The following is a 14454-nucleotide window of genomic DNA, read 5'->3' as shown; positions in this document are numbered from 1 at the left end:
CCACCGCCCTGCACAAAACGGATAGCGATCTGCACAAAGCGGATATTGCCGCCTTCTCCCCATCCCTAATCTGACCTGGCCTGAACAAAAACAACGGAGGCCCTGGCCATGTCCCTGGGATTCGACTACCTGAATTCGCTGCTTGAAGACGACCACGAGAAGGGCATCTACCGCTGCAAGCGTGAGATGTTCACCGACCCTCGCCTGTTCGAGCTGGAGATGAAGCACATCTTCGAAGGCAACTGGATCTATCTCGCCCACGAGAGCCAGATTCCCGAGAAGAACGACTACCTCACCCTCAACATGGGTCGCCAGCCGATCTTCATCGCGCGCAACAAGGATGGCCAGCTCAACGCCTTCCTCAATGCCTGCAGCCACCGCGGTGCCCAGCTGTGCCGGCACAAGAGCGGTAACAAGTCCTCTTATACCTGCCCCTTCCACGGCTGGACGTTCAACAACTCCGGCAAGCTGCTGAAGGTCAAGGACCCGGCCGAGGCCGGCTATCCCTCCAGCTTCAACTGCGAAGGCTCCCACGACCTGACCCGCGTTGCCCGTTTCGAGTCCTATCGCGGTTTCCTCTTCGGCAGCCTGAACGCCGATGTGAAGCCCCTGGTCGAGCACCTGGGCGAGTCCGCCAAGATCATCGACATGATCGTCGACCAGTCCCCCGAGGGCCTGGAAGTCCTGCGCGGCTCCTCCAGCTACATCTACGAAGGCAACTGGAAGCTGACCGCCGAGAACGGCGCCGACGGCTACCACGTGAGCTCCGTGCACTGGAACTACGCCGCCACCCAGAACCAGCGCAAGCAGCGCGAGGCGGGTGAAGAGATCAAGACCATGAGTGCCGGCGCCTGGGCCAAGAACGGCGGTGGCTTCTACTCCTTCGATCACGGTCACCTGCTGCTCTGGACCCGTTGGGCCAACCCCGAGGATCGCCCCCTCTACGAGCGCCGCGACGAGCTCGCCCAGGACTTCGGCAAGGCTCGCGCCGACTGGATGATCGAGAACTCGCGCAACCTCTGCCTGTACCCGAACGTGTACCTGATGGACCAGTTCAGCTCGCAGATCCGCATCGCCCGGCCGATCTCTGTCAACCAGACGGAAATCACCATCTACTGCATCGCTCCCAAAGGCGAAAGCGCGGAAGCCCGCAGCAAACGCATCCGCCAGTACGAAGACTTCTTCAACGTCAGCGGCATGGCCACCCCGGACGACCTGGAAGAGTTCCGCTCCTGCCAGCTGGGTTACGCGGGCAGCCGTGGCTGGAACGACATGTCCCGTGGCGCCGCCCACTGGGTGGAAGGCGCCGACGAGGCGGCCAAGGAAATCGAATTGCACCCGCTGCTGTCCGGCGTGCGCACCGAGGACGAAGGCCTGTTCGTGCTGCAGCACAAGTACTGGCAGGAAACCATGCTCAAGGCGGCCGCCGCCGAGCAGCAACTGATCCCCGTGGAGGCCGTGCAATGAGCATCTCTTATGAGGCCGTGCGCGACTTCCTCTACCGCGAAGCGCGCTACCTGGACGACAAGGACTGGGACAACTGGCTGGAGCTGTACGCCAGCGACGCCACCTTCTGGATGCCGTCCTGGGACGACCGCGACGAGCTGACCGAAGACCCGCAGACCGAAATCTCGCTGATCTGGTACGGCAACCGTGGTGGCCTCGAAGACCGTGTCTTCCGCATCAAGACCGACCGTTCCAGCGCGACCATGCCGGACACCCGTACCTCGCACAACATCAGCAACCTCGAGCTTCTCGAAGTGGCCGACGGCCTGTGCAAGGTGCGCTTCAACTGGCACACCCTGAGCTTCCGCTACAAGACCGTGGACAGCTACTTCGGCACCAGCTTCTACACCCTCGACGTGCGTGGCGAGAGCCCGCTGATCAAGGAGAAGAAGGTGGTCCTGAAGAATGACTACGTGCGGCAAGTGATCGATATCTATCACATCTAGGGTGAGCGCCATGTCCCATAAAATTGCACTGACTTTCGAAGACGGCGTCACCCGTTTCATTGACGCCACCCCCAGCGAAACCGTCGCCGACGCGGCCTATCGCCAGGGCATCAACATCCCGCTGGACTGCCGCGACGGCGCCTGCGGCACCTGCAAGTGCTTCGCCGAGGCCGGTCGCTACGACCTGGGCCAGGAATACATCGAAGACGCCCTGAGCGAAGACGAAGCCGCGCAAGGCTACGTGCTCACCTGCCAGATGCGCGCCGAGAGCGACTGCGTGGTACGGGTGCCGGCGTCTTCCGACGTCTGCAAGACCGCGCAGGCGAGCTTCGAGGCCTGCATCAGCGACGTCCGCCAGCTGTCCGACAGCACCATCTCGCTGTCCATCCAGGGCGAGTCCCTGAGCAAGCTGGCCTTCCTGCCGGGCCAGTACGTCAACCTCACCGTGCCGGGCAGCGACCAGACCCGTGCCTACTCCTTCAGCTCGCTGCAGAAGGACGGCCAGGTCAGCTTCCTGATCCGCAACGTGCCGGGCGGCCTGATGAGCAGCTTCCTCACCAGCCTGGCCAAGGCCGGCGACAGCATGTCCCTGGCCGGCCCCCTGGGCAGCTTCTACCTGCGCGACATCCGCCGGCCGCTGTTGCTGCTGGCCGGTGGCACGGGGCTGGCACCCTTCACCGCGATGCTGGAGAAGATCGCCCAGGACGGTAGCGAGCACCCGCTGCACCTGATCTACGGCGTGACCAACGACTTCGATCTGGTGGAGATGGACCGTCTGCAGGACTTCGCCGCGCGCATCCCCAACTTCACCTACAGCGCCTGCGTGGCCAACCCGGACAGCAGCTACCCGCAGAAGGGCTACGTGACCCAGCACATCGAGCCCAAGCACCTCAACGACGGCGACGTGGACGTCTACCTGTGCGGCCCGCCGCCCATGGTGGAGGCGGTCAGCCAGTTCATCCGCGAGCAGGGCATCCAGCCGGCCAACTTCTATTACGAGAAGTTCGCCGCCAGCGCCGCCTGACGGTACTGCGGACGTAGGTTGGCGCAGAGCGCAGCGAAGCCCAACGCCTGGATCGTTGGGCCTCGCGTAGCTCGGCCCAACCTGCGAATCGCCATTGCCTAGCCGTAGCCCGGATGAAATCCGGGGAAAAGGTGCCTGTAGCTCCCGGATTGCATCCGGGCTACGAACTTTGGGGTGTATTGCCATGAACAAGAGATTCCAGGACAAGGTCGCGCTGGTCACCGGCGCCGCCCAGGGTATCGGCCGCCGGGTGGTCGAGCGGCTGGTGGAGGAGGGCGCGCAGGTCGTCGCCGTGGACCGTTCCGAGCTGGTCTTCGAGCTGCAGGAGCAGTTCGGCGGCGCGCTGCTGGCCCAGACCGCCGACCTCGAACAGTTCGCCGAATGCCACCGTGTGGCCGACGCCGCGGTGGAGCGCTTCGGCCGGTTGGACATCCTCATCAACAATGTGGGCGGGACCATCTGGGCCAAGCCCTACGAGCATTACCAGGAGCACGAAATCGAGGCCGAAGTGCGTCGCTCGCTGTTCCCCACCCTCTGGTGCTGCCACGCCGCGCTGCCGCACATGCTGGCGCAGGGCGCCGGCGCCATCGTCAACGTGTCCTCCATCGCCACCCGCAGTCTCAACCGCGTGCCCTACGGCGCGGCCAAGGGGGGGGTCAACGCCCTGACCGCGTGCCTGGCCTTCGAGAACGCCGAGCGTGGCATCCGCGTCAACGCCACCGCACCGGGCGGCACCGAAGCCCCGCCACGGCGCATCCCGCGTAACGCAGCCGAACAGAGCGAAGCGGAGAAGGGCTGGTACCAGCAGATCGTCGACCAGACCATCGATAGCAGCCTGATGAAGCGCTACGGAACCATCGACGAACAAGTGGGCGCCATCCTCTTCCTGGCCTCCGACGACGCTTCCTACATCACCGGCGTGACCCTGCCGGTAGGCGGTGGCGACCTGGGTTGAAGATCGACTCTGCGGTGATGGGTATCGCAGGCTCAACCCATCCTACGGCTCCCCGGTGCGTTTGTAGGATGGGTTGAGCGAAGCGATGCCCATCAGGTCGACAGCAAAAAACGACTGGACGAGCACCGTCACGCGCCCGTCCTGCGGTTTCTAAACAAAAACAAAAAGAGACCCATGCCATGCGAAAACTCGACGTACACGAGATCATCGACAACGCGCGCTTCACGCCCTTCCACTGGATGGTGATGTGCTGGTGCGCACTCCTGCTCATCTTCGACGGCTATGACCTGTTCATCTACGGCGTGGTCCTGCCCGTACTCATGAAGGAATGGGGCCTGACCCCGCTGGAAGCCGGTGCCCTGGGCAGCTACGCGCTGTTCGGGATGATGTTCGGCGCGCTGTTCTTCGGCCCCCTGGCCGACAAGATCGGCCGCAAGAAGGGCATCGCCATCTGCTTCGTGCTGTTCTCCGGCTTCACCGTGCTCAACGGCTTTGCCAGCAACCCCACCGAGTTCGGCGTCTGCCGCTTCATGGCGGGCCTGGGCATCGGCGGGTTGATGCCCAACGTCGTGGCGCTGATGAACGAATACGCGCCGAAGAAACTGCGCAGCACCCTGGTGGCCATCATGTTCAGCGGCTACTCCCTGGGCGGCATGCTGTCGGCCGGCGTCGGCATCTACATGCTCCCGCGCTTTGGCTGGGAGGCCATGTTCTTCGCCGCCATCCTGCCGCTCCTGCTGCTGCCGCTGATCCTCTGGTACCTGCCCGAATCGGTTGGCTTCCTGCTGCGCCAGGGTCGCACCGAACAGGCCCGCGCCATCCTCAAGCGCGTGGCGCCCGAGCGTGCGCTGCTGGACGACGACGAACTGATCCTGGCGGAAACCAAGACCCGTGGCGCGCCGGTACTGGAGCTGTTCCGCGAAGGTCGTGCGCTGCGCACGGTGATGATCTGGATCGCCTTCTTCTGCTGCCTGCTGATGGTCTACGCGCTGAGCTCCTGGCTGCCCAAGCTCATGGCCAACGCCGGCTACAGCCTGGGTTCGAGCCTGTCCTTCCTGCTCGCGCTGAACTTCGGCGGCATGTTCGGCGCCATCGCCGGCGGCTTCCTCGGTGACCGCTTCAACCTGCCGAAGGTGGTGGCGGTGTTCTTCATCGTCGCGGCGGTGTCCATCAGCCTGCTGGGCTTCAAGAGCCCGACGCCCTTGCTCTACCTGCTGATCGCCATCGCCGGCGCCAGCACCATCGGCACGCAGATCCTGCTGTATGCCACCGCCGCGCAGTTCTACGGCCTGGAAATCCGCTCCACCGGCCTCGGCTGGGCCTCGGGCATCGGCCGCAACGGCGCCATCGTCGGCCCGCTGCTGGGCGGCATGCTGCTGGGCATCAACCTGCCGCTGCAGCTGAACTTCATGGCCTTCGCCATCCCGGGCGCCATCGCCGCCCTGGCCATGTGCTTCGTCTCCCTGCGCCAGCCCAAGGCTGCGCCGCTGGTAGCCGCGGCCCAGGGCTGAGGTCGATCCGCACACGCAGTACTGGCCCGGAGGCAGCATGCGTACCCTGTTCAAGGACTGTTCCCTGTCCGCCGTGGTGGCGGGATTCATCGCCACCCTGATTTCCTATGCCGGTCCCCTGGTGATCGTGTTCCAGGCGGCGGAGAGCGGCGGCATGCCGGCTGCACTGCTGTCGTCCTGGGTCTGGGCCATTTCCATCGGTAGCGGCGTGCTGGGCATCGTCCTCAGCATCCGCTACCGGGTGCCGGTGATCATCGCCTGGTCGGCGCCGGGCTCGGCGCTGCTGGTGTCCATGCTGCCGGGCATCAGCGCCGGCGAGGCGGTGGGGGCCTACGTGATGGCCAACGCCATCATCCTGCTGGTGGGCCTCTCCGGCGCCTTCGACCGCATCGTCGGCAAGCTGCCGGCGGCCATCTCGGCCGCCATGCTGGCGGGCATCCTGTTCAGCTTCGGCACGCGGCTGTTCACCTCGCTGAAGGACGAACCGCTGATGGTGATGGCGATGTTCGTCACCTACCTGCTGGTGCGTCGGTTGGCGGCGCGCTATGCGGTGATGGCGGTGCTGCTGGTGGGCTGTGTCATCGCCGCCGGCAGTGGCCAGTTGAACGCCTCGGCGCTGGTGATCGGTTTCGCCACGCCGGAATGGGTGACCCCGGAGTTCAGCTGGCATGGCCTGTTCAACATCGCCCTGCCGCTGGTGATGGTGGCCCTGACCGGGCAGTTCGTGCCGGGCGTGGCGGTGCTGCGCAATGCCGGCTACCCCACGCCGGCCAGCCCGATCATCTCCGCCAGCGGCCTGGGCAGCCTGCTGCTGGCGCCCTTCGGTTGCCACGGCCTGACCCTGGCGGCCATCACCGCCGCCATCTGCACCGGCCGCGAGGCCCATGAAGACCCGGGCCGGCGCTACGTCTCCGGCGTGGTCGGCGGGGTGTTCTACCTGCTGCTGGGTATCTTCGGCGCCACCCTGGTGTCGATCTTCACCGCGCTGCCCAAGGAACTGATCGCGGCACTGGCGGGGCTGGCGCTGTTCGGCGCCATCGCCGGCGCCCTGGCCGGTTCCATGGCGGTGCCGGAGGACCGCGAGGCGGCCCTGATCACCTTCCTGGTCACCGCCTCGGGGATGAGTTTCCTCGGCCTGTCGGCGGCGTTCTGGGGGCTGATCTTCGGCATCTTCGCCCACCTGCTGCTGACGGCCCGCAAGGCGTCCGAGGCAAGCCCGCAAAGGGAGGCGGTTCCCGAACCCAATCCCTGACTGCAACAGGCGCTGGAACCACCCCGGGAGCTGTCCGGGGCCGGCGTCGAACCTCCCCCTTGCGTGCACGGCCCCGATAGAGGGTCCGGGGGAGTCTTTGTCCCTATAAAAACAAGAGCGACGAAATGACCCAACACACGAGCAAGCTTTCCGTAATGCTGTGCACCGGCCTGGCCACCGGTATCGCCCAGGCCGCCGAGACCGGCTTCATCGAGGATTCGACGGCCACCCTGCAGGCGCGCAACTACTACTTCAGCCGTGATTACTCCGACATCGTCGGACCGAACAAGCAGTCCAAGGCCGAAGAATGGGCACAGGGCTTCATCCTCAACTTCAAATCCGGCTACACGCCTGGCCCGCTGGGCTTCGGCCTCGACGCCATCGGCACCCTCGGCATCAAGCTCGACAGCAGCCCCGACCGGGTCAACACCGGCCTGCTGCCGGTGCAGGAAGACGGCCGCGCCGCCGATGAATACAGCCGTCTCGGCGTGGCCGGGAAGATGCGCTTCTCCAGGACCGAGCTGAAAGTGGGCGAGCTGCAGCCCAACCTGCCGGTGCTGGTGTTCAGCGATATCCGCCTGCTGCCGCCCAGCTACCAGGGCGCCAGCGTCACCTCCGCCGAGATCGATGGCCTGACCCTGCAGGGCGGCCACCTGACCTCCACCAGCCTGCGCAACGAATCCGGCGACGACAAGATGCAGGCCATGCTCGGCCACGTGCCGCAGCGCCAGGCCTCCAGCGACGCCTTCAACTACGCCGGCGCCGACTACGCCTTCAACACCAACCGCACCACGGCGAGCGCCTGGTACGCCCAGCTGGAAGACATCTACAACCAGCGCTACTTCGGCCTCAAGCACAGCGAGCCGATGGGCGCCTGGGTACTGGGCGCCAACACCGGCTACTTCGATTCCAGCGAAGACGGCAAGGCCCTGATCGGCCCCATCGACAACCAGGCCTTCTACACGCTGTTGTCGGCCAAGCGCGGCGGCCACACCTTCTTCCTCGGCTACCAGGCAATGTTCGGCGATAGCCCCTTCCCAAGGGTCTTCGCCAACGTCAGCCCGCTGGGCAACGAAGTGCCCACCTTCGAGTTCGCCTACACCGACGAACGCTCCTGGCAGGTGCGCTACGACTACGACTTCGCCGCCCTCGGCGTGCCCGGCCTGGTGGCCAGCACCCGCTACATCACCGGCGACAACGTCGACACCGGGCTGGGCTTTGAGGGCAAGGACTGGGAGCGCGACCTGGACATCAGCTACGTGGTCCAGAGCGGCACCTTCAAGGGGCTCGGCGCACGGGTGCGCAATGTCACCGCACGCTCCAACTACCGCACCGACATCGACGAGAACCGTCTGATCCTGAGTTACACCTGGACGCTGTTCTGAGGTCGAGTGCTGTTGCCCGGCATGGGCACGGCCTTCTTTCTGTAGGAGCGAATTCATTCGCGATTCGGCCCACAAGGCCGAAATTGTTCAGGCCCCGGGTCGGCTATGCCGCCCTTCGCGAATGAATTCGCTCCTACATTTTTCTTCAAGGAGTTTCCTTTCATGTCCCGCAAACCCCTGGCCGCACTGCTGCTTGGCAGTGGCGGCCTGTTGTGCCTGATGACCCTGGCCGGCAGCGCCTGGTGGCTGGCCCCCGCGCTGCTGGCCATCGCCGCCGGCGGACTGCTGTATCACCGGGAACCGCCGCGCGTGGTGGAAGTGCGGGTGGAGGTGCCCGGGGTGGAGCGGGTGGTCGCCGTGGCCGAACCCGCGCCTTCGACAGCGCTGTCGCGCAACGCCCCGGCCGAGCACCTGCAACGCCCGCTGCACGAGTTGCTGGACGCCATCGCCCACTGCGAGGCGGACATGCAGTACGCCAACTCCCTGGCCCGCGCGGCCGGCGAGAAGGTGCAGCTGGGCGCCGAGAGCATGCAAGCCACCGCCGCCGCCATCGGCGAGCTGGATGCTTACCTCGCGCATATCGGCCAGGTGTTCAACGAGCTGGGCAGTCAGTCGATGCGCATCGGCGCCATTGTCGGCAGCATCCAGGACATCGCCCGGCAGACCAACCTGCTGGCGCTCAACGCCGCCATCGAGGCCGCGCGGGCGGGTGCCCACGGACGTGGCTTCGCCGTGGTGGCGGACGAGGTGCGCAACCTGTCGCTGCGGGCCAACGAATCCAGCGGGCAGATCCGCCTGATCGCCGAGGGCCTGCAGAAGGCGGCGGAAGAGGCGAGGGCGGGCATGGAGCATGTCGGCGAATCCACCCGCACCGGCCTGGCGAAATCCACCGCGGCCCTGCAGGCCATGGGGGAGATGCGCGCGGGCGCGGCGGCGCGGGTGGAGATCGTCGAGCGGATCGTCCAGCGGCTCGCTGGCCAGCGGGGCCTGGCGCAGCGGATGGAGCAGTTGCTGGAAGAGGGCGCCTGAGGAGCGCCCTGTGCATCAAAGACTCAAGCGTCCAGGTTGACCACCACCCGGCCACGCACCTTGCCGGCCAGCAGGTCATGGGCGGTGGCGATGGCGTCGCCCAGGCCGATCTCGCGGGTGATGGCGTCCAGCTGGGCGATGTCCAGGTCGCGGACCAGGCGATCCCAGGCTTCGATCCGCTCGGCGCGGGGGCGGGTGACGCTGTTGATGCCGAGCAAGCTCACGCCACGCAGGATGAAGGGCGCCACGCTGGCCGGCAGGTCCATGCCCTGGGCCAGGCCGCAGGCGGCTACGGCGCCGTCGGCCTTGAGGCCCGCGCAGACGTTGGCCAGGGTATGGCTGCCCACCGAGTCGATGGCGGCTACCCAGCGCTCCTTGCCCAGCGGTCGGCCCGGTTCGGAGAGTTCCTGCCGGGCGATGATCTCGGCGGCCCCCAGGCCCTTGAGGTAGTCGGCTTCTTCGGGACGGCCGGTGGCGGCCACCACGCGGTAGCCCAGGCCAGCCAGCAGGGCGATGGCGAAGCTGCCGACGCCGCCGTTGGCGCCGGTCACCAGCACGTCGCCCTGGCCGGGCTTCAGGCCGTGGCGCTCCAGGGCCAGCAGGCAGAGCATGGCGGTGTAGCCGGCGGTGCCGATGGCCATCGCCTGGCGCGCGCTGAAGCCGGCGGGCAGGGGGATCAGCCAGTCGCCCTTGAGCCGCGCCTTCTGCGCCAGGCCGCCCCAGTGGGTCTCGCCCACGCCCCAGCCGTTGAGCAGCACCGCGTCGCCTACCTGGTAATCCGGGTGGCTGCTGGCTTCCACCGTGCCGGCCAGGTCGATGCCCGGCACTATGGGGAACTGCCGCACCACCGGACTCTTGCCGGTGATCGCCAGGCCGTCCTTGTAGTTCAGGGTGCTGTAGGCAACCTTGATGGTGACGTCGCCTTCCGGCAACGCGGCCTCGTCCAGTCGGGTGTTGCTGGCGCGGTAACCGGCCTCGTCTTTCTCGATCAGGATTGCGTTGAACATGCTTGCACCTCCAATTAGACCAGTCGTCTATTAATAGGCCTGAAAAACCGCGCGGCCTTGCGGCTAGCGCGGCAGTCCGGCCATGAAACCCTTGAAGAAGATATCCAGCGGCGCCGTGTCGCGGGCCAGCCGGCTGCGCAGTACCGCACCTTCCCAGCCGATCCAGAAGAACGCCGCCAGCCATCGGCAGTCGGCATTCGCCGCCAACTCTCCGGCCGTTTTCGCCGTCTCCAGGCAACGGGCCAGGCGGGCCTGCCAGTCGCACAGGGTGGCTTCCAGTTGTTCGCGGAAACTTTCCGGCAGGATGCCCACCTCCTGGCCCAGGTTGCCCACCAGGCAGCCCCGGCAATAGTCGTGGCGGAGCATGCCGGCCTTGGCGTCCTCGACGAAGTTCGCCAGGCGCTGCAGGGGGGCTACGTCGTCTTCCAGCAGCCAGCGGTCCAGCTTGCGCGCGAAGTAGCCGGCATAGGCATCCAGCAGCGCCTGGCCGAAGGCTTCCTTGCTCTCGAAGTAGTGGTAGAACGAGCCCTTGGGCACACCCACGCACTTGAGCACGGCATCGATGCCGGTGGCGGTGAAGCCCTGCTCGGTGAGCAGCTCCATGCCGCAGCGCAGCAGGGCGGCACGGGTGTCTTCGAAGCTGCGTTCCACCTTGGGCGGGCGGCCGCGACGGGGTCTGGTAGGGGCGTCGGTCATGGGGAAGGGATTTTAGACCGATCGTCTAGAAGATCAACCTCCACCAAAGTTGCAGACGCGAATCCCTTAGGAGCGAGCTCTGCTCGCGAGCAGATTCGTAGGATGGGGCGGGCGGCGTTCCGCTGAGCGGAGCGATACCCATCACATCGCCCGATGGGTATCGCAAGCTCAACCCATCCTACGGACTGTGTGTCCGTCGCTGGGCGCGGCCCCTAATTTCCCGGCTGCACGCTACGTCTTCTGGCTAATGGTCCCAGTCGTAGCGAGAAAACTCATGAGCCACCCCGAAGGACTCCACCGCCTGCCCCTGCCAGGCACCGAATCGCTCAGTATCCAGGTCAGCCCCGGTCGCCTGACGCTGTTGCGCAGTGGCCAGCCCCTGGCCCAGGTCGCCACTGTGGAGGAGGGCGGAACCACGCTGTTCCACTTGCAGGAAGCACGGGACGGTGAAGCCGAAGCGGCGATCCGCGCCTTCTGCTATTGGCATTTCGCGGCCAACCCCGAACAACAGCGCCTGGCCTGGCGCCTGGAGTCGCCGGCAGTGGGCGCCGTGCAACAGGGGCTGCTGCTGCCCGGCGCCAACGGCCTGCTGCAGGCCGAGCGCAGCCTGTTCTGGCAGCTACCGGCCCCCTGGCTGCGCGCCGCCCAGGGCAACAACTATCCGCAGCTCATGGTGATGAGCCCCGATGGCCGCCGTCATCCGCTGCGCGCCCCCAAGGCCAGCGGTGAGGTCTACCGCCGCTTCGATGCGCGCCTGGGCAGCTGGATTTCCCTGCGCACCCTGGACATCGACCTGGACCTGGAGCGCTTCAACCGCTGGCAGAACAACCCGCGCGTACTGGAGTTCTGGCAGGAGGGCGGGAGCCTGGAGCAGCATCGCGACTACCTGCAGAAGCTCGCCGACGATCCCCATACCCTTACCCTGATCGGCTGCTTCGACGACCAGCCCTTCGCCTACTTCGAGGCCTACTGGGCCAAGGAAGACCGCATCGCTCCCTTCTATGCCGTGGACGACTACGACCGGGGCATCCACATGCTGGTGGGCGAGGAGAGCCATCGCGGCCCGCACAAGGTGGCGAGCTGGCTATCGGCGCTGGTGCACTACCTGTTCCTCGACGACAGCCGCACCCGCAAGGTGGTGGCCGAGCCCCGCGCCGATAACGCACGGATGATCGCCCACATGCAGGGCCAGGGGTTCTACCGCGAGAAGGAGTTCGACTTCCCCCACAAGCGCGCCGCGCTCATGGCGGTGGAGCGGGAGTGGTTCTTCGATCGTTGCGAGCTGTGCTGAGGGAAGGTGTTTTCGATTGATGGGTTTCGCGGGCTCTACCCATCCTACGGACTGATGCCCAACCCGATCCGACATCGGGCAGAGAAGTTGAAGCCGCGCCGACCGCCCCTTCAGGAGGCCGAGCGGAATCGTTGTGGAGGGGGATGAGCGGCATGGATGCCGCGAGAGGCGCGCAGGGCCATGGATGGCCCTTCGCGCCGTGCCCCCCGGAGCAATGATGAAGGGAGGGAACCCCGGCGCAGCCGGGGCCGGATGTCGGGGCAAGCCTTTTGCTTCCTTTGGGGCGACTGCCAAAGGGAGTCGCCCGGGAGGGCGAAATAGAAACCTAAAGCCCGCTCACCAGCCAGCTTGGCTCAACACTCAATGCAGACATAGCCATTGAAATCGCCACCCATCGCACATTGATGTGGAGCATCGAGCGGAGAGATCAGGCGCTCTTGCGCAGTTCGCGTTCCGCGCTGACCGACTTGCGGCAGTGGATCAGGGCATCGCGGATCATGAAGTTCACCAGGGTCGGCGACACGCCGAGCTCCACGGCGATCTCTTTCTGCGGCTTGCCGTGGATGCGGTACATCTCGAACGCGTAGCGGGTGCGTTCGGGCAGTTGGCCGAGGGCGACGGCGACCATTTCCAGGGTTTCCTGGTGCAGGTGCAGGGTTTCCGGGGAAGCGCTGTCGTGCTGCTCCACATTCAGGCCCTCCTCTTCACTGCTGGAGTGGCGGAGTTCCAGGGCCTGCTTGCGGTAATGGTCGATGGCCAGATTGCGCACGGTCTGGAACATGTAGCTCAGCTGAGCCTTGAACGAGAGCTTGATCAGCGGGGCCGATTGCAGCCGGAAGAACGCGTCCTGCACAACGTCTTCGGCGCGGGAATGGCAGCCGGTGATACGAGCGGCGATCTTCACCATCATCGAGCGGTGGTCGATGAAGGTCTGCAAGGAAGTGGGGGTGGGATGACCGGCGGCAAGGCAGTCAACAGTTCCTTGTTCTGGCATTGGATTCACCTGTGCGCTTCTGGTGGAGCTTTTTTTGGTTTGGGGGTGAGGCGGTGGCACAAATTAGTGCGAACGATGTGCACTGTCAAATAAGAATCGTTATCATTTTTGGAAATTGTGTCGGAATCTTTCGTTCTAGATATTGTCGCGCTGCGAGTGAGAATCTTTCTTGACAAGCAGGTGAATTTGCCAATTCAGACGTGAGATGCGCCTTTCCGCCCGGTGGGAAGGAGGCAACATCCCGAAGTAATTTCTTCTCATCCTCATCCGTTCTTCTCAGTGAAAGCGCTGGAGGCAGTCGCCCCAGACAGGTTTCAACAGAGGAGAGCGACACCGTGTTCGACCGAGACGACGTGATTTTCCAGGTGGTGGTGAACCACGAAGAGCAGTACTCCATCTGGCCGGAGTACAAGGCCATCCCCGCTGGCTGGCGCGCCGCCGGCAAGAGCGGCCTGAAGCAGGAATGCCTCGAGTTCATCGAGCAGGTCTGGACCGACATGCGTCCGCTCAGCCTGCGTCAGCAGATGGATGGCGTGACGGCCTGAGGGGGCGGACATGGTCGCACTGCGTCTGTTCTGCATGCCGTACTCCGGCGCCAGCGCCATGGCCTATGCCCGCTGGCGCCGCAAGGTGCCGCAATGGCTGGCCATCCGCCCGGTGGAGCTACCGGGGCGGGGTGCTCGTCATGGCGAGCCGTTCGCGACCGATGTCCTCGCGCTTGCGCGCGGGCTGGCCGTCGAGCTCCGTGGCGAGGCGCAGCAGCCCTATGCGCTGTTCGGCCACAGCCTCGGTGGCCTGCTGGCCTTCGAGATGGCCCACGCCCTGAATGAACTGGGCCTGCCGCGACCGGTGGCCCTATTCGTGTCCGGCACCGCCGCCCCGGCGAAGCGGGATTTCTCCGAGTTCGCCACGGCCAAGAGCGATGCCGAGCTGATCGCCAAACTGCGCGGCCTTGGCGGCACCCCGGAAGCGGTGCTGGCCAACCGCGAACTGCTCGACCTGCTGCTGCCGGTGCTGCGCGCCGACTTCCTGCTCTGCGGCCAGTACCGCTATCGCGAGCGTTCACCGCTGCCGCTGCCGATCCATGTGTTCGGTGGCCGTGAAGACAGCATCAGTGTCGACGACCTGCTGGCCTGGCAGGGGGAAACCGCTTCCAGCTTCTCCCTCGACATGCATGCCGGGCACCACTTCTTCATCCACGACAACGAGGCCAGGGTGCTGCGAACCCTCAAGGCCCATCTGGGGCGGCACCTGCGTTACCGCTCCTCCTGGGGCTGGACCCCGGACGTCCGCCCGGCGGACAGGCTTTCCCAAGCGGGTGGCTGAGCCGCCCGCGCTCCCCGATCAAACCGATTCAC

At 65.6% G+C, this 14454-nt stretch carries 14 protein-coding genes; 11 read left to right on the top strand and 3 right to left on the bottom strand.

Annotated features, from left to right (window positions below; genetic code table 11):
• The first annotated feature begins 108 nt into the window (after nt 1-108).
• The 8 genes from benA to PCA10_RS15280 all read left to right on the top strand — a co-directional run bounded on the left by benA (nt 109) and on the right by PCA10_RS15280 (nt 9108).
• Nucleotides 109-1467 carry a benzoate 1,2-dioxygenase large subunit gene (benA, locus tag PCA10_RS15315; protein WP_016492972.1) on the top strand — a complete coding sequence of 453 codons (1359 nt, stop codon included), beginning with the start codon at nt 109-111 and terminating at the stop codon, nt 1465-1467.
• The gene (gene benB, locus PCA10_RS15310) at nt 1464-1952 is read left to right on the top strand and encodes a benzoate 1,2-dioxygenase small subunit (protein WP_016492971.1); all 489 of its coding nucleotides are present in this window, start codon (nt 1464-1466) and stop codon (nt 1950-1952) included. Before benA ends, benB begins: the two co-directional genes overlap by 4 nt.
• Before the next feature lie 10 nt (nt 1953-1962).
• Nucleotides 1963-2976 carry a benzoate 1,2-dioxygenase electron transfer component BenC gene (benC, locus tag PCA10_RS15305; RefSeq protein WP_016492970.1) on the top strand — a complete coding sequence of 338 codons (1014 nt, stop codon included), beginning with the start codon at nt 1963-1965 and terminating at the stop codon, nt 2974-2976.
• 184 nt (nt 2977-3160) lie between these two features.
• Nucleotides 3161-3931 carry a 1,6-dihydroxycyclohexa-2,4-diene-1-carboxylate dehydrogenase gene (locus PCA10_RS15300; protein ID WP_016492969.1) on the top strand — a complete coding sequence of 257 codons (771 nt, stop codon included), beginning with the start codon at nt 3161-3163 and terminating at the stop codon, nt 3929-3931.
• 179 nt (nt 3932-4110) lie between these two features.
• On the top strand, nt 4111-5442 hold the full coding sequence (locus tag PCA10_RS15295) for an MFS transporter (RefSeq protein ID WP_016492968.1): 1332 nt from the start codon (nt 4111-4113) through the stop codon (nt 5440-5442).
• A gap of 37 nt (nt 5443-5479) precedes the next feature.
• On the top strand, nt 5480-6694 hold the full coding sequence (locus PCA10_RS15290; RefSeq protein WP_016492967.1) for a benzoate/H(+) symporter BenE family transporter: 1215 nt from the start codon (nt 5480-5482) through the stop codon (nt 6692-6694).
• Between the two features lie 125 nt (nt 6695-6819).
• On the top strand, nt 6820-8079 hold the full coding sequence (locus PCA10_RS15285) for an OprD family porin (RefSeq protein ID WP_016492966.1): 1260 nt from the start codon (nt 6820-6822) through the stop codon (nt 8077-8079).
• A 162-nt stretch (nt 8080-8241) separates the two neighbouring features.
• Nucleotides 8242-9108: a methyl-accepting chemotaxis protein gene (locus tag PCA10_RS15280; RefSeq protein WP_016492965.1), complete on the top strand. Its 867-nt coding sequence runs from the start codon at nt 8242-8244 to the stop codon at nt 9106-9108.
• Nucleotides 9109-9131: 23 nt separating this feature from the next.
• On the opposite strand, the gene acuI is transcribed toward PCA10_RS15280, so the two are convergent.
• Both acuI and acuR read right to left on the bottom strand, forming a co-directional pair.
• On the bottom strand, nt 9132-10115 hold the full coding sequence (gene acuI / locus PCA10_RS15275) for an acrylyl-CoA reductase (NADPH) (RefSeq protein ID WP_016492964.1): 984 nt from the start codon (nt 10113-10115) through the stop codon (nt 9132-9134).
• A gap of 63 nt (nt 10116-10178) precedes the next feature.
• Complete coding sequence (gene acuR / locus PCA10_RS15270) at nt 10179-10811, bottom strand: acrylate utilization transcriptional regulator AcuR (RefSeq protein WP_016492963.1); 633 nt, start codon at nt 10809-10811, stop codon at nt 10179-10181.
• A gap of 274 nt (nt 10812-11085) precedes the next feature.
• On the opposite strand from acuR, the gene PCA10_RS15265 reads away from it, so the two are divergent.
• A complete protein-coding gene (locus PCA10_RS15265) occupies nt 11086-12102 on the top strand; it encodes a GNAT family N-acetyltransferase (protein WP_016492962.1) in 1017 nt (338 codons plus the stop codon).
• Between the two features lie 427 nt (nt 12103-12529).
• Here the strand turns inward: PCA10_RS15265 and PCA10_RS15260 are convergent, their stop codons facing one another.
• Nucleotides 12530-13096: an RNA polymerase factor sigma-70 gene (locus tag PCA10_RS15260; protein WP_041770297.1), complete on the bottom strand. Its 567-nt coding sequence runs from the start codon at nt 13094-13096 to the stop codon at nt 12530-12532.
• A gap of 335 nt (nt 13097-13431) precedes the next feature.
• Between PCA10_RS15260 and PCA10_RS15255 the strand changes: the two genes are divergently transcribed.
• On the top strand, nt 13432-13641 hold the full coding sequence (locus tag PCA10_RS15255; protein WP_016492960.1) for an MbtH family protein: 210 nt from the start codon (nt 13432-13434) through the stop codon (nt 13639-13641).
• A 10-nt stretch (nt 13642-13651) separates the two neighbouring features.
• On the top strand, nt 13652-14422 hold the full coding sequence (locus PCA10_RS15250; RefSeq protein WP_016492959.1) for a thioesterase II family protein: 771 nt from the start codon (nt 13652-13654) through the stop codon (nt 14420-14422).
• Nucleotides 14423-14454: the final 32 nt, after the last annotated feature.

It is taken from the genome of Pseudomonas resinovorans NBRC 106553 (assembly GCF_000412695.1).
Lineage (GTDB): Bacteria > Pseudomonadota > Gammaproteobacteria > Pseudomonadales > Pseudomonadaceae > Metapseudomonas > Metapseudomonas resinovorans_A.
The sequence above is the reverse complement of the archived record's forward strand: the minus strand, read 5'-3'. Positions and strand labels throughout refer to the sequence as shown.